Consider the following 17,529-nt stretch of genomic DNA (forward strand, 5'->3'; position numbering starts at 1 on the left):
GCGGGGGCGACCGTGGCGGCCGCGGGCGTCAACCCGGAGCCTCCCGTGCGGTAGGGGCGCACGTCAGGCGGGCAGAGCTTGACAGTGACCCTCCTCCGAGACATGTGCTACCCCACACCGCAGGAACTCGCCCTGGCGGCCCGCGCGCTGGCCGACGCGCACCCCTCCCTGGTCCGGCTCCGTCGTACCGGAACCTCCCGGGGCGGGCGCCCGCTGTGGCTGCTCTCCGTCCAGTCGCCCGAGGGCGGGACACGGCCCGCCACCGCGCCGGGCTCCGGCCCGGGCGTCGGCTCCGGCTCCGGTCCGGACGTCGCCCCGCGCCACAACGTCCTGGTCGTGGCCGGGGCCCACGCCAACGAACCCGTCGGCGGGCCGACCGCCCTCGCGCTCGCCCGCCGCGTCCTCGACGCCCCGGGCCTGCGCGCCGGGTGCGGCTGGCACTTCCTGCTCTGCGCCGACCCGGACGGGGCGGCCCTGCACCGCACACCGCACCCGCACTCGATCCTGGACTACCACCGCAACTTCTTCCGCCCGCCCGGTCCCGAACAGCCCGAGTGGGCGCCGTCCTTACTACCTCCGGACCGGCTGCCGCCCGAGACCCTGGCCCTCACCGCGCTGATCGACGAGCTGCGCCCGGTGCTCCAGGTGTCCCTGCACGCGACGGACCTCGGCGGCAGCTGGGTCCAGCTCACCCGGGACATACCGGGACTCGCCGAACCGTTCGCCAAGTCGGCCGCCGAGCTGCGGATCCCGGTGGAGACAGGCGCCTCGGACGCGGCGGGCTGGCCCTCCCCCGGCCCCGGGATCTTCGTGATGCCCGCGCCGGACAGCGATGCCCCCGGGGTGTTCCACCCGGAGGACACCCGGCTGAGCACCTGGTACCACGCCCATGCCTACGACGGGACGACCGCGATCGTCGAGGTCCCCATGTGGGCCAGCGACCTGGTGGACGATCCGGCCCCGCACCCCGATCCGCGGCGCGCCCTGCGGTCCCTGGCCCGGCGGCTCACCGCGGACGCCGATCAGGTCGCCCGGGTCCTCGCCGGGGCCCGCGGCCAACTGCCCGCCGGGGATCCGACGTCCGGGCCCCTGCTGCGGGCGGTGGACTGGACGCTCGCGCTGATCCCGCAGATCGCCGCGCAGTGGTCCGCCGGCTCCGCGCCCCCGGAGGCGACGGCCGCCTACATCGGGAGCATCGACGCCTTCGCCCGCCGCCTCGCGCTGCGGGCCGCCGCCATGCTGCTGCGGGTGCTGTGCGCGGCCGGGCACCCGGCGGCGACCGCGCTGGACCGGCTGGTCACCGGCTGGTGCGAGGCCTTCGCGGCCCGGTTCCAGCCGCGCTGGGTGCCGGTGGCCACCCAGGTCGAGCACCAGACCCGCACCGTACTGGCGACGTACGAGCGGCTCTTGGCGGCCGGTCCCCCCACTACCGCGGGAGGTTGACCCCTGCTCGGTCGGTGTCCGCGGCGGCCGGGACGGCCCAGCCGTACCGGCGCTTGGGCGTGCCCGCCGCGCCGAGGCGGTCGTAGAACCGCACGGCCCCTTCGTTCCAGTCGGGGGTCTGCCACTGGACCTGGTCGAGGCCGAGCTCGGCCGCGAGGGCGGCGACTGCGGCCATCAGTGCCGCGCCCAGGCCGTGGCCGCGCGCGCCCTCGGCGAGGTAGAGGCAGTCCATGTGCAGGTAGTGGGCCGCGTCCCAGAACGCGAACTCCCGGGAGCAGGCGGCGTATCCGACCGCCTGTCCCGTCGGGTCCTCGGCGATCAGCACCCACAGCGGGGGCGCCGGCGCGTCGCCGCCGGGAAAGAGCAGCGGGCCGAGCCGCTCGGCCAGGTCGGGCGGCCGGGGGGCGGAGCGTTCGTGGGCGACGTGCTCGTGGATGAGTTCCACCACGCGCGGGAGGTCTTCGGGGCGCGCCGGGCGCACCGCGGGCCGTTGGTCCATGGAATCCATGCCGCCATCCTGCGGGCCGGCCCGCCGCGCCGCGCGGGCGGGGTCCGGGCAACCCCCTACGGGCGCCGGACCTCGAACTGGAAGCAGCCGTACTCCAGGGCCCGTACGTGCACCAGTGCCACCTCGGGCTCGGCGAAGGCTTCCCCGAGGACCCGCTCGAAGCCGGCCGCCGCGTCGTCCGGGACCTCGAAGAGGCGGCCGCCCACGATGTGCCCGTCGGCGTCGTAGCGCCGCACGGTGCGCAGGGCCCCCGTGCGCGCGAAGGGGTACCCACCGGACCCGCGGTCCTCGCCCGGCCCGGCGCACGGTTCGGCGTGGATGAAGACGGGCCCCACCTCGTCGTAGGCCCCGGGCTCGACCCCGGTGGCCGCCGCCCAGCGGCGCAGCGGCGCGTAGGAGACGAGGGCGACCCGGTCACCGGCTTCGATCCCGCGCAGGCAGCAGCGCAGGGGGCTGCCCACGCAGTCGAGGGGCGCCCCGTCCGCGCGCGCGGTGAAGGGCCGCGCCGGCCGCCCGGCGTCATCGGTGGTCCGCAGTTCCCGCAGGGCGGCGGGCGGGACGGGCAGGGGCGTGAAGGTGGTCGTCATGACCCCAGTCTCGGCGCCCGCCCCCGGCGCGGGCTGGCAGGAATCGGACGTGTAGCCCACCGGTCCTGCGGGCCGTCCCGGCCCGGACCGTCTCGCCTAGTTCGCCGACAACCGGTACTGCATGGTGCCGAAGCCGACCTGGTCGCCGGCGCGGACCACGGCGGCGCCGGTCACGCGCTGGCCGTTGACCGTGGTGCCGTTGGTGGAGCCGAGGTCCCGCAGCACCCACAGGCCGCCCCGCAGGCTGAGCTCGGCGTGGTGGCGGGAGACCGTCTCGTGGACGAGGCGCAGGCCGCTGCCGGGGTCCCGACCGATGGTCAGCGCGTGCCCGAGCGCGCCGTGCGGCGGGAGCAACAGCTTCGGCAGCTTCTCCGCGGCCCAGGCGCGCCGCACACCGGCGCTCACCGCCGAGACCTTGCCGACCCAACCGAACAGACGCTGCGTCAGGGGGCTTTCCAGCCCGCCCGGGCCGCGCGCGCCGAGGTCGGCCGTGAGGACGGCCAGGTCCTCGGATCGGCGCGCGACCAGCGCGAGTTCCATCCGGCGCACGAAGGTGTCGTGCGAGAGCCTGCCGTCCGCCGCGCCGTCCCGCAGCCGGCCGAGGGCGCGCTCGCGCTCCGCGTCGGAGACCCGGGGCACCGGATAGGCGGGGAACTCGAAACTGGACGTCACAGGGTGATTGTCGGCCCGTCGTGCACCAAGTGTCCAGAACTCCTGCGTCCGGGCCGCGATGATGGGCCGGGTCGAGACGCCGTCGTGGCACGAATGCCGGTTGCCGCCCGAGACGAGGGGACCGTCCATGCAGTTCGAGGTGTGGGCACCACAGGCAGGACAGGTGGGTCTGCGGCTGAACGACAGCACGCGGAACATGGCGCCCGATCCGGAGCGGGCTGGCTGGTGGTGCGTCGAGGCCCCGGCCGCCGACGGGGACCGGTACGGCTTCCTGCTGGACACCGACGCCGACACCGACGCCCCGGACGGGCAGGCGCCGCCCGTGCGGCCCGATCCGCGCGGGCGGCGCCTGCCCGACGGCCCGGACGGGCTCTCGGCCGTGGTCGACGTCGAGGCGCTCTTCCCGGAGGCCCCGGCCCCCGCGCCCCGCACCTCCCTCCAGGACGCCGTCCTGTACGAGCTGCACATCGGCACCTTCACTCCCGAGGGCACCTTCGACGCGGCCGCGGCCCGGCTGTCCCACCTCGCCGCCCTCGGCGTCACGCACGTGGAGCTGATGCCCGTCTGTTCCTTCCCGGGGCGCCACGGCTGGGGCTACGACGGGGTCGCGCCGTGGGCCGTGCACGAGCCGTACGGCGGCCCGGCCGGGCTCGCCCGCTTCGTGGAAGCGGCGCACGGCGCCGGGCTCGGGGTGGTGCTGGACGTGGTGCACAACCACCTCGGCCCCTCCGGCAACCACCTCCCGGCCTTCGGCCCGTACTTCACCGACACGCACCACACCCCGTGGGGCGCGGCGGTCAACCTGGACGCGCCCGGCTCCGACGAGGTGCGCGCGTACCTGATCGGCAGTGCGCTCGGCTGGCTGCGGGACTATCGGATCGACGGGCTGCGGCTGGACGCCGTGCACGCGCTGGCCGACGGTCGGGCGCTGACCTTCCTGGAGGAACTGGCCGCGGCCGTCGACGCCTTCGGCGTCGAGACCGCGCGCCCGCTGTTCCTGATCGCCGAATCGGACCAGTGCGATCCACGGACGACGACCCCGCGCACGGCCGGTGGCCTCGGCCTCACCGCGCAGTGGAACGACGACTTCCACCACGCCCTGCACTGTGCGCTGACCGGCGAGTCACAGGGCTACTACGCCGACTTCGCCGGCGCCCCGCTCGGCGCGCTGGCCAAGACCATGACCCGGGCCTTCTTCCACGACGGCACCTGGTCCTCCTTCCGGGGCCGCACCCACGGCCGCCCGGTGGACCGGCGCCGTACGCCCGCGCACCGCTTCCTCGGATACGCCCAGACGCACGACCAGGTCGGGAACCGGGCGCTCGGCGACCGGCTCGCCGCTTCGCTCTCCCCCGGGCTGCTGGCCTGCGCCGCGACCCTGGCGCTGACGGGGCCGTTCGTGCCGATGTTGTTCATGGGCGAGGAGTGGGGGGCGGGGACCCCCTGGCAGTACTTCACCGACCATCCGGACCCGGCGCTCGCGGAGGCCGTGCGCACCGGCCGCCGCCGGGAGTTCGCGGCGCACGGCTGGAAGGCCGAGGAGATCCCGGACCCGCAGGACCCGGCGACCCGGGAGCGGTCCTGCCTGGACTGGGCCGAGCCGGAGGCGGCCGCGCACGCCCGGCTGCTGGAGTGGTACCGGACGCTGATCGCGCTCCGCCGGACCCTGCCCGACCTGCGGGATCCCGATCTCGCGGCGGTCCGGGTGGCCTGCGACGAGGAGCGCCGCTGGGTGACCTTCCGGCGCGGGGACGTCCGGGTCGCGGTCAACCTGTCCGCCGAGCCGGTGACGATCGCGCTGGGCCGCAACGGCGTACGGGTGTTGGCCTCGTGGGAGCCGCTGGACCACCCGGGGCCGGACGGCCGCCTCCACCTCGCGGGCGAGTCGGCGGCCGTCCTGGGCCCGTGAGCGGGGCCTCCCCGCCGGGATGACGAGGATCGATCCGCTCCACGGCTGAACCGATCCGCTCCACGGTTGAATTCGCGGCGGACGCGGCCGGGGCGTCGGGCGTGGCGCCGGGATGTGCACGGGTCGTCGGGTGATGATGCCGCAGTGCGACTTGATCATGTGTCCTATGCGGTGGCCCGCGACAGCTTCGTCTCGACCGTTCAGTGGATCGGATCGGCCCTCGGCGCCGGGTTCGTCGACGGGGGCGTGCACCCGCGGTTCGGCACGCGCAATTTCATTCTCCCGCTGAGCGGCGGCACCTACGTCGAGGTCGTCACCACGCTCGACCACCCCGCCGCCGACCGCGCACCCTTCGGCCAGGCCGTCGCGCGCCGCGCCGCCGAGGGCGGCGGCTGGCTCGGTTGGGTGGTCTCCGTCGACGACATCGCCCCGGTCGAGGCCCGCCTCGGCCGCACCTCGACCGACGGCCACCGCGTCCGCCCCGACGGCTTCGACCTGCGGTGGAAGCAGATCGGCCTGCTGGAGCTGATGGAGGACCCGCAACTGCCCTACTTCCTGGAGTGGTTGGCCCCCGCCGAGGAACGCCCGAGCGCCGACCCGCGCACCTCCAGCACCATCCACGGGGTCTCCATCGCCGGCGACGCCGCCTCCATCGCCGAATTCCTCGGCGAACCGGCCGACCACCCCCTCGACCAGATCGACGTCACCTGGGTCGAGGACGAGGAAGCGGGCCTGGTCTCGGTCGAGTTCGCCACCGCCCACGGCCCGGTCACGATCTGACCGGGGCCGGGCCGGGCCGGCGACGCACCTGGTCCCCGGCCCGGGCCGGTGGCGCTACTCGACGACGGCGAGTTCGCGCGGGGCGTTGTTGAAGCTGCGCCCGCCGCCCTCGGTGACCGTCACGATGTCCTCGATCCGGACGCCGAAGCGGCCCGGGAGGTAGATGCCGGGCTCCACGGAGAAGCACATGCCGGGGACGAGTGGCCGCTCCTCGCCCTCGATCATGTAGGGCGGTTCGTGCGTGGTGACGCCGATGCCGTGGCCGGTGCGGTGGATGAACCGCTCGCCGTAGCCGAACTCGGTGATCACCGCGCGGGCCGCCCGGTCCACGTCCTGGCAGGCGATGCCGGGGCGGACCACCTCGACGGCGGTCCGCTGGGCCTCCCGGACGATGTCGTGCACGCGCTGCTCCTCGGCCGTCGGCTCGCCGACGTGGACGGTGCGGGAGATGTCGGAGCCGTAGCCGTGCTTGAGGCCGCCGAAGTCGAGCACCACCATGTCGCCGTGTTCGATCACCCGCGGGCCCGCCTCGTGGTGCGGGTTGGCGCCGTTGGGTCCGGAGCCGACCACGGTGAAGTCCACCTGGGAGTGGCCGTACTCGCGCAGCAGGGCGGCCAGGTCCGCGGCGACCTCGGTCTCCGCGCGCCCGGCGAAGCGGACTCCGAGGATCCGGGCGTAGGCGGCGTCGGCGGCGGCGCCCGCCGACGCCAGCCGGGCCAGCTCGCGCTCGTCCTTGACGGCGCGCAGCATGGGCAGCGCGTCGGTGAGGGAGACGTAGGAGGTCGTGGGCAACTCCCGCTGGAGTCCCAGCAGGTGGAGCGCCCAGGTGTTGTCGCTGACCCCGAAGCGACCGGAGACGTCGAGCAGCGGGGCGGTGACGCCGTAGGGGTTCTTGCCGTCGGTCCAGTCGCGCAGGGTGAGCGCGGGAGCGCCGGCCGCCGCGGCCGCGTCGGGGGCTTCCAGGGTGGGGACGACGAGCACCGGGTCCTGCCCCGCGGCCAGGACGAGCAGGGTCAGCCGCTCGGTGTCCACGGGCCGGTAGCCGGTGAGGTGGGTGAGGTCGGGGCCGGGGGCGATGAGCAGACCGGCGAGCCCGGCGTCGGCGGCGCTCTGCGCGGCCGCGGTCATCCGGGCCGCGTAGTCCGCGGCGGTGAAGGGGTCGGGGGCGGTGTCGGACGCGGTACCGGGTGCGGTGTCGAAGGCCATGGACCGATCCTGCCGTGAGCGGTGCGGCGCGCGCGACGGCCGCGCCGGTCGAAGCGGGCCGCTCGAACCGGGCCGGTCGAACCGGGCCGGTCGAACCGGGCCGGTGGGCCGCGGAGGCGCCCGGCGGGCCCGCGGAAACGGTGTCGCGGGACCACCTCCCTGATCGGCTATGCTGTGCATGCACATCGAACGGGTGGTCCGCCGCCCTTCGTGGTGGGTGTAGCTCAGTTGGTAGAGCACCTGGTTGTGGTCCAGGTGGCCGCGGGTTCAAGTCCCGTCACTCACCCTGATCCCGTGGGGGGTACGAGGTTTTCCTCGTACCCCCCACGGGCTTTTCCGCATCCACCCACCGGCCGGGACAGCGATGCGGCAAGAACGACTCACCAGGGCCGTCGCCGACGCCCGCGGCGCCCTCGGCCGTGGTCGGCGTGGTCGCCCTGCTGCCCGGCGGCCGGGGCGGTCTGGGCCTGATCGGCCTGCGCGAACGGGTCGAGGCGGTGGACGGGCGGCTCGCGGCGGGGCCGCTGCCGGGCGGTGGCTGGCAGGTCACCGGTGTCTTCCCGGTACTCGCCTGGCAAGATCAACGCCATGAGCCGTGACATCCGCGTACTGATCGCCGACGACCTGTACATCTCGCCGTCGACGGTCAAGACCCATCTGGTGTCGGTGCAGGCCGAGCTGGGCCTGCGCAACCGGGTCGAGATCGCCGCCTGGGCGTGGGGAACGGGCGCGGTCACCTCCCGCGGACCGGTCGGCTGAGCGGCCGGGAGACTCCTCGATGGCGATCAACGGCCTTCCCGCCCTGATCTGCGCGCTGATCCTGGCGGGCGCGGTGTTCGCGGCGGTGGTGTGGTGGGCCTGGCCCCGGCTGGCCGGCCCCGGTGCGAGACCGGTGCTCGGCCGGATCGGGCTCCAGTTGGTGCTCGCCCTGACCATGGGGCTGCCGCTGCTGCTCGCGGTGAACGGCGGGTACGGCTTCTACTCCTCCTGGCACGACATACTCGCCCTCTCCCGGGACGCGCCGGTGCTGACCGGGGCCCCGGGCGCGGACGCCGTGCGGGTCCAGGGCACCCACTCCTGGCGGTACCGGGGCTCGGACGATCCGGCGGTGATCGGGCGGATCGAGGCGGTGACGGTGCGCGGGTCCCGCAGCGGGCTGAACGGGCAGGCGTACGTCCACCTGCCGCCGGAGTTCCTGCGGGCGAGCGCGGAGCAGCGCGCCCGGTTCCCGGTGGTGCTGGCGCTGAGCGGGTACCCGAGCACGACACGGGTGCTGATCGACCTGTTCCACTACCCGCAGCTGGCCCTGGACGCGGTGCGGTCGGGGGCGATGCGGCCCGCGGTGCTGGTGATGATGACCCCGACCGTGGCGCCGCCGCGGGACACCGAGTGCGTGGACGTACCGGGCGGACCGCAGGCGGAAACGTTTTTCTCGCGGGACCTGCCGGCAGCGGTCGCCGGGCACTACGGGCTGACCCGGGACCCGCGGGGGTGGGGCGTGATGGGCAATTCGGTGGGCGGGTACTGCGCGCTGAAACTGGCCCTGCGGGCGCCGGAGTCCTACCGGGCCGCGGCCGGGCTCTCGGCGTCCTACGCGGCGGAGCGGGACGAGGAGACGGGCGAGCTGTTCGGCGGGGACCCGGTGCGGCGGCGGGAGAGCGACCTGCTGTGGCGGCTGCGGGCGCTGCCGCAGCCGCCGGTCTCCCTGCTGGTGGCGAGCAGCCGCAAGGGCGAGAAGCAGTACCCGCAGACCCTGGAGTTCGTCGCGGCGGTGCGAGCGCCCGCCCGGGTGTCCTCGATCGTGCTGGACAGCGGCGGGCACAACTACGAGACCTGGGGGCGGGAGCTGCCCCCGGCGCTGGAGTGGCTGGTGGGACGGCTGCGGGTGGACTGAGGGTGCCGGGGCGACGGGCCGGCGGGTGGCGGCATGACCACCGCTCCGCCCGCCCCGACCCGCTCCACCGCACCGCCCGACCGCGCTCACGTCCGCAGGAAGGCCTCGACCTCCGTCGCGAAGGCGACCGGGGTCTCGTGGGTGGGGTAGTGGCCGGTGCCGGGGAGGACATGGACGCGGCAGTGCGGGTAGAGGGCCTGCCAGGTGGAGCGCACCAGGTCGACGGTGAGCGCGAGGTCGTAGGCGCCGACGAGGGTCAGCACCGGGACCGTGTTCCCCTTGACCGCGGCGGACAGGTCCAGCGGTTGCCAGCTCTCGAAGTAGGCGGCGAAGGCTTCGGGGCGGGAGACCTCCAGGGAGTGCCGGACCATCCCGTCCAGCCAGTGCCGGCTCGCCCGGTTGCCGGTGACCAGGTCGAGGATGGTGCGCCGGTTCTCCGGGTCCGCGGCGGCGCCCCGGAAGAGCGCGTGGGTCCCGTCGTCCATCGCGTAGGGCCCGGCGGGCACCGGGGCCACCCCGATCAGCTTCTCGACCCGCTGCGGGGCCCGGACCAGTACCTGCTGGGCGGCCTTGGCCCCCATGGAGTGCCCGATCAACGAGAAGGTGTCCCAGCCCAGTTCGTCGGCGAGGGCGAGCACGTCGTCCGCGATCTCCGCAACCGTGTAGCGGCCGGCGACCTCCTTGCGCTCGCCGTAGCCCCGGTAGTCGGGGAAGACGTACGAGAACTCGGCGGGGTCGAGGTGGTCGAGTACGGATCCCCAGTGCGCGGAGGTCCCGAACCAGTCGTGCAGCACGACGACGCGGACGGGCCCGGCGCCGATCCTGCGGTGGGCGATGGCCATGTGTTCTCCCTCGGTGACGGAGCCGGTGGGGGTGGCGCGAACCGACGCCGTACGTTCTGCCCAGCGGGCCCACCCTCACACCGTCACGGGGGACGGATGTCAGGCGACGGTGTACTCCGCGTCGCCGAAGTCCGCCACGACGCGCAAACGCCCGCCCAATGCCTCGACGTAGGACCTCAATGTCGCGACCTCCGTACGGTCCGTGTCACCGTTCTCGATCGCCGACACCCGCGGAGCGGAGACGCCCATGGTGTCCGCCACCTCCTTCTGGGTCAGCGCCTGCTCCTGCCGGATCTCGGCGAGCCGGTACGCCCTCACCTCTGCCAGCAGCCGGTCCATGGCGGCCCGCTTCTCGGCGGCCGACCTCACGGACAGCCCGGCCGCCGCCCGGCGCTCACGCGCCTGGCGCTTCGCTTCCTCCCAGCCGACGGTGCTCATTCGTACTCCCGGGTCTCGAATTCGGCGAGGTGGTTCCGGTAGCGCTTCTCCGCGAGTGGAATGTTCACCTCGTACCATCGCTGCCAGTTTCCGGCCTTGTCCCCCGCCACCAGCAGCACCGCGCGACGCACCGGATCGAAGGCGAACAGGATCCTGATCTCGCTACCGCCCGACGAGCCCGGACGTAGCTCCTTCATGTGGTGCTGTTCGGCGCCCTTGATCCGGTCGACCAGCGGTCGGCCGAGTGTCGGGCCGACCATCGCGAGCGCGTCCACCGCGTCTTCCACCTGCTCAGCGCTGCTCCAGTCGGTCTCGGCCAGCGCCTCGAACCACGCCGCCACTTCGCCGACCAGAATCACTTCCCATTGAGGCGCACCCGGGAACTTAACGCAAGCATTAAGCCCCCGGGTGCGGAATCAAGGCCCTCCACCCCCGTGGGGGGGGCAGGGTACCGGGGTCAGGCGGTCCTGAGCGCCGGGTCGGAGACCCCCGGGGCGCCCGTCTCCACGTGGCCCGCGAAGCGGCGCAGGAAGGTGGCATCCGCGTCCGAGACCACCTTCACGTCGTACCAGCGGCCCGTGGCCTGGAGGTTGACGGTGTGGGCGACCGTGGCCCCGGGCGAGACCTTGAAGGTCTGGGCGGCGCCGCCGTAGGCGTTGGTCACCGTGAGGTTCACGGCGGCCGAGCCCGCGTTGGTCATGGACAGCGCCAGGTTGCCGGAGGCGGTGACGTGCCGGGCGCTCACCTCGGGTCCGGCCTTCTTCGCCGGGCCCTTGAAGGTGGCGAGGAAGCCGTTGGGGCCCCAGACGCTGAGATTGATCTGGTTGCCGGTGGAGCTGCTGGTGCTCCAGGTGTCGGAGAGGGTCTTGCCCGCCTCGACGGTGTAGGGCCAGGGGCCGTCCGTACGGTTGCCCGAGGTGCTGTGGAAGTGCCCGCCGAGGGTTGGGCCACTGGCGAAGGTGAGGGTGAACTTGCCGGTGGAGACGGTGGCTTGGCCATCCACGTACGGGGCGTAGCCGAGCGCGCGGGTGGGCTTGGAGCCCGTCTCCTGCACCGGCAGGGAGCCGGTGGTCGGGGGGACCGGGTGGTAGGACGCGTGCGCGTTGTGGTCCTTGGGCACGTAGCCCGTGGTCGGGGGCAGCGCGGCGGGGGCGGCGTCGGCCCGCGTGAAGTCGAAGGCCGCGGTCAGGTCACCGCAGACGGCGCGGCGCCAGGGCGAGATGTTGGGCTCCTGCACACCGAAGCGCTTCTCCATGAAGCGGATCACCGAGGTGTGGTCGAAGGTCTCGGAGCAGACGTAGCCGCCCTTGCTCCACGGCGAGACCACGATCATCGGCACGCGCGGGCCGAGCCCGTAGGGACCGGCCGCGTAGCCGGAGACGCCGCCGGTGTAGAGGTCCTTGGTGACGTCGGCGGTGGACAGGCCCCAGGCCGAGGAGGCGGGCGGGTACGGCGGCACGACGTGGTCGAAGAAACCGTCGTTCTCGTCGTAGGTGATGAAGAGGGCGGTCTTCGCCCACACGGCCGGGTTCGAGGTCAGCGCGTCGAGGACCTGGGAGATGTACCAGGCGCCGAAGTTGGTGGGCCAGTTCGGGTGCTCGCTGAAGGCCTCGGGGGCCGCGATCCAGGAGACCTTCGGCAGCGTGCCGTTCTGCACGTCGGCGCGCAGCCGGTCGAAGTAGCCCTCGCCCGCCTTGGCGTTCGTACCGGTGCGGGCCTTCTCGTACAGGGGGTCGCCGGGCTGGGCGCCCCGGTAGGAGGTGAAGTAGAGCAGCGAGTTGTCCCCGTAGTTGCCGCGGAAGGGGTCGCTGATCCAGCCCCAGGACCCGGCCGCGTTCAGCCCGTCGCCGACGTCCTGGTAGACCTTCCAGGACACCCCGGCCGCTTCCAGCCGCTCGGGGTAGGTCTTCCAGCCGTAGCCCGCCTCCTGATTGCCGAGGACCGGGCCGCCGCCGGTACCGTCGTTGCCGGTGTGCCCGGAGAAGAGGTAGTAGCGGTTGGGGTCGGTCGCCCCGATGAAGGAACAGTGGTAAGCGTCGCAGACGGTGAAGGCGTCGGCGAGGGCGTAGTGGAACGGGATGTCGTTCCGGTTCATGTACGACATGGTGGTCGTGGTCTTGGCCGGGACCCACTTGTCGTACTTGCCGTTGTTGTAGGCCTGGTGGCCGCCGGCCCAGTCGTGGTTGAGCCCCTCGACGAACTGCATGCCCAGGTCGCCCACCGTCGGGTGGAACGGCAGGACGTCCTTGGTGCCGTTGGACTGGTAGAAGACGGACTTGCCGTTGTCCTGGAGGACCGGGCGCGGGTCGCCGAAGCCCCGGACTCCCTTCATCGTCCCGAAGTACTGATCGAAGGAACGGTTCTCCTGCATCAGTACGACGACGTGCTCGATGTCCTGGATGGTGCCGGTGGCGCCCTGCGCGGGGATGGCGGCGGCGCGGGCGATGCTCTCCGAGAGCAACGTGGCGGCGGCGGTGCCGCCCGCGATCTGGAGGAACCGGCGACGATCGAGTTCTGCCATGGTGTGAGGACCTCTGGGGGTGAGGAGGGGTGGTGCGGGACGTCGAGGGGCGCCCCAAGGACAACGTGTCCGGCGTACCAACCGGAGTTGCTTGCGTGACCCTCCGACGTCCACCCGGAGAACGGAAGACCTCGTCCCCCGTCTTCTCCCCGCCCCCACCCTCCCTTCACCCCGCGACCTTCCCCGGCCCGCCCCGGCCCGCCCCCACGTACGACGACGCCGGGGCCCGCTGTCCGATGACAGCGGGCCCCGGCGCGGGACGTGCGGTGCGCTCAGCCCTCTTCGGCGGGGGCCAGGCGCAGGGAGATGGAGTTGATGCAGTAGCGCTGGTCGGTCGGGGTGGGGTAGCCCTCGCCCTCGAACACGTGCCCAAGGTGGGAACCGCACGTCGCGCAGCGGACCTCGGTGCGGACCATGCCGTGCGTGGTGTCGGCGATCAGCTCGACCGCCTCGGAGTCCTTCGGGTCGAAGAAGGACGGCCAGCCGCAGTGCGACTCGAACTTCTCCGTGGAGCGGAACAGCTCGGAGCCGCAGGCGCGGCAGGAGTAGACGCCGGCCGTGGTGGTGTCCGTGTACTCACCGCGGAAGGCGGGCTCGGTGCCCGCCAGTCGCAGCACCTGGTACTCCGACGGCGTCAGCTCCGCCTGCCACTGCTCGTCGGGCTTCTCGATCTCGTACGCCATCGCGCGTCGTCCCCTTCAGTTCGCCAGCCGGGCCAGGATGGCCGGACCCAGGTCGGTCACGTCACCCGCCCCCATGGTGAGAACGAGGTCGCCGGGCTTCGCCATTCCCGCGATGACCTCCGCGACGGCGTCCTTGGCGTGCTCGGCGCTGACGTCGGCGCCCGCGGCGCGCGCCGCGGCGATGATGATCTCGCTGGTGACACCGGGGACCGGGTCCTCGCGGGCCGGGTAGATGTCGAGGACCACGGAGGCGTCGGCCAGCGCGAGGGCCTGGCCCATCTCCTTGCCCAGTTCCTGGGTGCGGGAGAAGAGGTGCGGCTGGAAGACGACCAGGATCCGGGCGTCCGCGGCGGCGCCGCGGATGGCCTCCAGGTCGGCGGTCATCTCGGTGGGGTGGTGCGCGTAGGAGTCGATGACCTGCACGCCCGCCGCCTCGCCCTTGAGCTGGAGGCGGCGCTTGACGCCGGTGTACTTGCCGAGCGCGGAGGCCAGGTTGTGCGCCGGGATGCCGAGGGCCACGCCCGCGGCGAGGGCGGCGACGGCGTTGAGCGCGTAGTGGCGGCCGGGCACCGAGACGGTGAAGGTGAGCAGCTTGCCGCCGATGAGCACGGTGACCTCGCCCGCCAGACCGCGCGGGGTGATCTTCAGGACGCGGACGTCGGCCGTCTCGGTCTCGCCGTAGGTGACGACGTCGACCGAGGACAGGTCGCGGACCCGGCGGGTCAGCTCGACCGCGCCCTCCTGGTCGGCGGAGACGACCAGGGTGCCACCGGGGAGGATCTTGCCCACGAAGGTCTCGAAGGAGTCGTGGATCTCCTCCATCGAGGCGTAGTTCGCGTGGTGGTCCAGCTCGCTGTTGAGGACGATGGCGACCTGGGGCGCGTACTTGTGGAAGCTGCGGTCGCTCTCGTCCGCCTCGGCGACGAAGATGTCGCCCTCGCCGTGGTGGGCGTTGGAGCCGGGGGCGTCCAGGTCGCCGCCGATGGCGTAGGAGGGGTCCAGGCCCAGGGCCGAGAGGGACACCGCCAGCATGGAGGTGGTGGTGGTCTTGCCGTGCGTACCGGCCACCGCGATCGGGCGCAGGCCGTCCATGAGCGCGGCGAGCGCGTCCGAGCGGTGCACCACGGGGACGCCGAGCTCGGCCGCGCGGGCCAGCTCCGGGTTGTCCGCGCGGATGGCGCTGGAGACGACCACGCAGGTGGCGTCGTCGGCGAGGTGGCCGGCGGCGTGCCCGATGTGGACGGTGGCGCCGTGGGCGCGCAGGGCGGCGGCGGTCTCGGACTCACGGGCGTCGCTACCGGCGACCCGCGCGCCGCGCTGCGCGAGGATCTTCGCGATGCCGGACATGCCGGCGCCGCCGATGCCGATGAAGTGGGGCCGTTCCATGGCGGTCGGCAGGCCGGGCGTCATACAGGTCGCTCCTGATGGTCAAACGTGACGGTGTGCGTGGCGGTGTGCGTGGCGCCCAGCCTATTCGTTGTGGGCGAAGAGTTTGAGCACCGGAACCCCGACCTTGTGCCGTGCCCGTGAGGCCCAGTCCCGGTGGAAGAACTCCTCCACGAAGTGCGGGGCGGTCAGGACGATCACTTCATCGGCGCCCGTCTCCGCCACGACGGCCTTCAACTTGTCGAGCGGGTGGTCCTCGATGACCTGCCCGACGGCCTTGGCTCCCTTGGCCCGCAGGGCCGCCAACGACACGGCCAGGGCCTGCTCGGCGGGCCCGCGGGCGGCGTCGCCCTCGGGCTCGTCCCCCTCGCGCAACGCCTCGGGCAGCTCGCCGAGCGCGACATCGTCGATGGCGCGCAGCAGCCGGTCCTGGTCGCCCCGGGGCTGCATGAGGACGAAGAAGGAGACCGGGTCGTCTCCGTGCAGGGTGGTGACGAAGTCCACGTCTACGGGTGTCAGAGGCTGCTCGATCATCAAAACGCTCGTGAACACGGACGCCCTCTCCTTCATGGGCCGCGGCCGGCCCCTGCGGAAACCATCCTGCCCCGATGTCGCACGGGGCTCGCGCTGGTATATGTGCCCAGCGGAAGCTAAGCGGAACGGGAAATTCCGCTGCTTGTCAGATCCGACGGTAACGCGTGTACAGGAACCCGGCCTCTTCCAGCAGCGAGGCCAGTGCCAGCCGGTGCGGTACGTCGACCCGCGGGCCCCCCGCGATCCGCTGGGCGTCACCCGCCGTGAGGGTCGGGGAGACGCTCAGGCACAGCTCGTCCAGCACCCCGGCGGCCACGAACTGGCCCAGCAGTCGCGGCCCGCCCTCGGTGAGCTGGCGGCGCAGCCCCCGGTCGGCCAGCTCCCGCACCACCCGGGCGGGGTCCACGCCCGCGCCCTCCCCGGCCACCACCACCTCGGCCCCGGACGCGGCCGCCGCGCCGACCCGGTCGGCGGGGGCGGCGGCTCCGGTGAGCACCAGGGTGGGCACGAGCGGCGCGGTGAACAGGGGCAGCGCGAAGTCCAGCTCCAGGCTCGCGGTGACCACGGCGATGACCGGGGCGGGGCCCTGCCCGGCGGCGGCCCGGCGGGCGGCGAAGTCCTCGCGGGCCCGGGCCGGGCGGTAGCCCTCCTGGCGAACCGTTTCCGCACCGACCACCACCACATCGGCCAGCGCCCGCAGGGTGCCGAAGATCCTCATGTCGGTCTCGCTGGACAGGGGCTGCGAGCGCCCGTCGTGCTGCCCGGCGCCGTCCAGCGAGGACACCATGTTCGCGCGCAGCCAGTGCTCCCCGGCGCCGAGCGCGGGGTACGCGTAGGCCTCCGCCAGCTCGTCCAGCGACCACGGGTGGTCGCCCGGGACGGGGGGTGTCTGATCGGTCACAGGGAACAGGCGTCGCATCGGTGCAGTGTGCCACGCCCCGTAGAGTTAAGGGCTGTGTCAACCTCCCTCTCCCCCTCCGGTGCGACCGCCCCGCACGGCGACGCCGCCGGACGGAGCCCGATAGCCGACGCGGGACCCCGCTCCGGCGCCGACGGACCCGACGCCGGTCCGCTCGCGCTGTGCGCCCGCGCCCCGCACGTACCCGCCGAACGGCTCGTGGCCGAGATGGTGCCGCCCCCGCGTTTCGACGCGGTGCGCTTCGACACCTACAACCTCGACCCGGACCAGCCCAGCCAGGCCGAGGCCGTCACCGTGCTGAGCGGCTTCGCCGCCGGTCTCGGCGGGGCCCACGCCAGCGGCGGGGGCAAGCGCCGCTGGTTCGGGCGCGGCCACAAGGTCGCGCCGGCCACCGGCCCGCGCGGGGTCTACCTCGACGGCGGCTACGGCGTCGGCAAGACCCACCTGCTGGCCTCCTTGTGGCACGCCACTCCGGCCGAGCCCGCGCTCAAGGCCTTCGGCACCTTCGTGGAGCTGACGAACCTGGTCGGCGCGCTCGGCTTCCAGCAGACCGTGCAGACCCTGGGCGGGCACCGGCTGCTGTGCATCGACGAGTTCGAGCTGGACGACCCGGGCGACACCGTGCTCGTGTCCTCGCTGCTCAGCAGGCTCGTCGAGCAGGGCGTCGCGCTCGCCGCGACCTCCAACACGCTGCCCGGCAAGCTCGGCGAGGGCCGGTTCGCGGCCGCCGACTTCCTGCGCGAGATCCAGGGCCTGTCCGCGCGGTTCCGGCCGCTGCGGATCGACGGCCAGGACTACCGCCACCGCGGCCTGCCCGAGGCGCCCGCGCCCTTCTCCGACGAGCAGGTCGCCAAGGCGGCGTACGCGACGCCCGGCGCCAGCCTCGACGACTTCCCCGGGCTGCTCGAACACCTGGCCAAGGTGCACCCGAGCCGCTACGGCGCGCTCACCGAGGGCGTCGCCGCGGTCTGCCTCACCGACGTCGGCCCGGTGCCGGACCAGTCGACCGCGCTGCGCCTGGTGGTGCTCGCCGACCGGCTCTACGACCGCGAGATACCGGTCCTCGCCTCCGGCGTGCCCTTCGACCGTCTGTTCAGTGACGAGATGCTGAACGGCGGCTACCGCAAGAAGTACTTCCGCGCCATCTCTCGGCTCACCGCGCTGGCGCGTGACGCGAAGGGCCTGGTGGCCCAGTAGGTTTGGGGTC

General features: G+C 73.4%; 18 protein-coding genes, 1 tRNA gene and 1 pseudogene. 8 read left to right on the plus strand and 12 right to left on the minus strand.

Annotated elements, in window-relative coordinates; all coding sequences use genetic code 11:
* Positions 1-84: 84 nt before the first annotated feature.
* Positions 85-1,443, plus strand: a complete 1,359-nt coding sequence (locus ACIBEA_RS35995; protein ID WP_399267416.1) for a M14 family zinc carboxypeptidase — start codon at positions 85-87, stop codon at positions 1,441-1,443.
* Here the strand turns inward: ACIBEA_RS35995 and ACIBEA_RS36000 are convergent.
* From ACIBEA_RS36000 to ACIBEA_RS36010, 3 genes are all read right to left on the minus strand, one after another.
* A complete protein-coding gene (locus ACIBEA_RS36000; RefSeq protein WP_399267417.1) occupies positions 1,427-1,951 on the minus strand; it encodes a GNAT family N-acetyltransferase in 525 nt (174 codons plus the stop codon). The two genes, ACIBEA_RS35995 and ACIBEA_RS36000, sit on opposite strands and share 17 nt — an antisense overlap.
* Positions 1,952-2,007: 56 nt before the next feature.
* Positions 2,008-2,538, minus strand: coding sequence for a DUF1203 domain-containing protein (locus ACIBEA_RS36005; protein WP_399267418.1), 531 nt, complete (start codon positions 2,536-2,538; stop codon positions 2,008-2,010).
* 96 nt (positions 2,539-2,634) lie between these two features.
* Positions 2,635-3,210 carry an FHA domain-containing protein gene (locus ACIBEA_RS36010; protein WP_399267419.1) on the minus strand — a complete coding sequence of 192 codons (576 nt, stop codon included), beginning with the start codon at positions 3,208-3,210 and terminating at the stop codon, positions 2,635-2,637.
* A gap of 127 nt (positions 3,211-3,337) precedes the next feature.
* On the opposite strand from ACIBEA_RS36010, the gene treZ reads away from it, so the two are divergent.
* Together treZ and ACIBEA_RS36020 are read left to right on the plus strand one after the other, a co-directional pair.
* Positions 3,338-5,119: a malto-oligosyltrehalose trehalohydrolase gene (gene treZ / locus ACIBEA_RS36015; protein ID WP_399267420.1), complete on the plus strand. Its 1,782-nt coding sequence runs from the start codon at positions 3,338-3,340 to the stop codon at positions 5,117-5,119.
* Between the two features lie 144 nt (positions 5,120-5,263).
* The gene (locus ACIBEA_RS36020; protein WP_399267421.1) at positions 5,264-5,899 is read left to right on the plus strand and encodes a VOC family protein; all 636 of its coding nucleotides are present in this window, start codon (positions 5,264-5,266) and stop codon (positions 5,897-5,899) included.
* A gap of 54 nt (positions 5,900-5,953) precedes the next feature.
* On the opposite strand, the gene ACIBEA_RS36025 is transcribed toward ACIBEA_RS36020, so the two are convergent.
* Complete coding sequence (locus ACIBEA_RS36025) at positions 5,954-7,105, minus strand: M24 family metallopeptidase (RefSeq protein WP_399267422.1); 1,152 nt, start codon at positions 7,103-7,105, stop codon at positions 5,954-5,956.
* Between the two features lie 213 nt (positions 7,106-7,318).
* Between ACIBEA_RS36025 and ACIBEA_RS36030 the strand changes: the two genes are divergently transcribed.
* From ACIBEA_RS36030 to ACIBEA_RS36045, 4 genes and pseudogenes are all read left to right on the plus strand, one after another.
* Positions 7,319-7,391, plus strand: a tRNA-His gene (locus ACIBEA_RS36030).
* Positions 7,392-7,524: 133 nt separating this feature from the next.
* Positions 7,525-7,704: a hypothetical protein gene (locus tag ACIBEA_RS36035; RefSeq protein WP_399267423.1), complete on the plus strand. Its 180-nt coding sequence runs from the start codon at positions 7,525-7,527 to the stop codon at positions 7,702-7,704.
* 13 nt (positions 7,705-7,717) lie between these two features.
* Positions 7,718-7,864, plus strand: a pseudogene (locus ACIBEA_RS36040) (response regulator transcription factor); the annotation flags it as partial.
* Positions 7,865-7,883: 19 nt separating this feature from the next.
* The gene (locus tag ACIBEA_RS36045; protein WP_399267424.1) at positions 7,884-8,999 is read left to right on the plus strand and encodes an alpha/beta hydrolase; all 1,116 of its coding nucleotides are present in this window, start codon (positions 7,884-7,886) and stop codon (positions 8,997-8,999) included.
* Positions 9,000-9,085: 86 nt separating this feature from the next.
* Here the strand turns inward: ACIBEA_RS36045 and ACIBEA_RS36050 are convergent, their stop codons facing one another.
* The 8 genes from ACIBEA_RS36050 to ACIBEA_RS36085 form a co-directional block, all read right to left on the minus strand.
* Complete coding sequence (locus ACIBEA_RS36050; RefSeq protein ID WP_399267425.1) at positions 9,086-9,841, minus strand: alpha/beta fold hydrolase; 756 nt, start codon at positions 9,839-9,841, stop codon at positions 9,086-9,088.
* A 99-nt stretch (positions 9,842-9,940) separates the two neighbouring features.
* The gene (locus tag ACIBEA_RS36055; protein WP_399267426.1) at positions 9,941-10,279 is read right to left on the minus strand and encodes an XRE family transcriptional regulator; all 339 of its coding nucleotides are present in this window, start codon (positions 10,277-10,279) and stop codon (positions 9,941-9,943) included.
* Complete coding sequence (locus tag ACIBEA_RS36060) at positions 10,276-10,638, minus strand: type II toxin-antitoxin system RelE/ParE family toxin (RefSeq protein ID WP_399267427.1); 363 nt, start codon at positions 10,636-10,638, stop codon at positions 10,276-10,278. Before ACIBEA_RS36060 ends, ACIBEA_RS36055 begins: the two co-directional genes overlap by 4 nt.
* A 98-nt stretch (positions 10,639-10,736) precedes the next feature.
* Positions 10,737-12,800, minus strand: a complete 2,064-nt coding sequence (locus ACIBEA_RS36065; protein ID WP_399267428.1) for a phosphocholine-specific phospholipase C — start codon at positions 12,798-12,800, stop codon at positions 10,737-10,739.
* Between the two features lie 272 nt (positions 12,801-13,072).
* Positions 13,073-13,483 carry a peptide-methionine (R)-S-oxide reductase MsrB gene (gene msrB / locus ACIBEA_RS36070; RefSeq protein ID WP_399267429.1) on the minus strand — a complete coding sequence of 137 codons (411 nt, stop codon included), beginning with the start codon at positions 13,481-13,483 and terminating at the stop codon, positions 13,073-13,075.
* Positions 13,484-13,498: 15 nt separating this feature from the next.
* The gene (murC, locus tag ACIBEA_RS36075) at positions 13,499-14,893 is read right to left on the minus strand and encodes a UDP-N-acetylmuramate--L-alanine ligase (protein ID WP_399267430.1); all 1,395 of its coding nucleotides are present in this window, start codon (positions 14,891-14,893) and stop codon (positions 13,499-13,501) included.
* Between the two features lie 60 nt (positions 14,894-14,953).
* The gene (locus ACIBEA_RS36080; RefSeq protein WP_399267432.1) at positions 14,954-15,421 is read right to left on the minus strand and encodes an indole-3-glycerol phosphate synthase; all 468 of its coding nucleotides are present in this window, start codon (positions 15,419-15,421) and stop codon (positions 14,954-14,956) included.
* Between the two features lie 127 nt (positions 15,422-15,548).
* Positions 15,549-16,322, minus strand: coding sequence for a pyrimidine reductase family protein (locus ACIBEA_RS36085; protein ID WP_399267433.1), 774 nt, complete (start codon positions 16,320-16,322; stop codon positions 15,549-15,551).
* Positions 16,323-16,424: 102 nt separating this feature from the next.
* On the opposite strand from ACIBEA_RS36085, the gene zapE reads away from it, so the two are divergent.
* Positions 16,425-17,519, plus strand: a complete 1,095-nt coding sequence (gene zapE, locus ACIBEA_RS36090) for a cell division protein ZapE (protein WP_399267474.1) — start codon at positions 16,425-16,427, stop codon at positions 17,517-17,519.
* Positions 17,520-17,529: the final 10 nt, after the last annotated feature.

The sequence above is a fragment of the Streptomyces sp. NPDC051555 genome (assembly GCF_044454405.1).
In the GTDB taxonomy this organism is placed as follows: domain Bacteria; phylum Actinomycetota; class Actinomycetes; order Streptomycetales; family Streptomycetaceae; genus Streptomyces.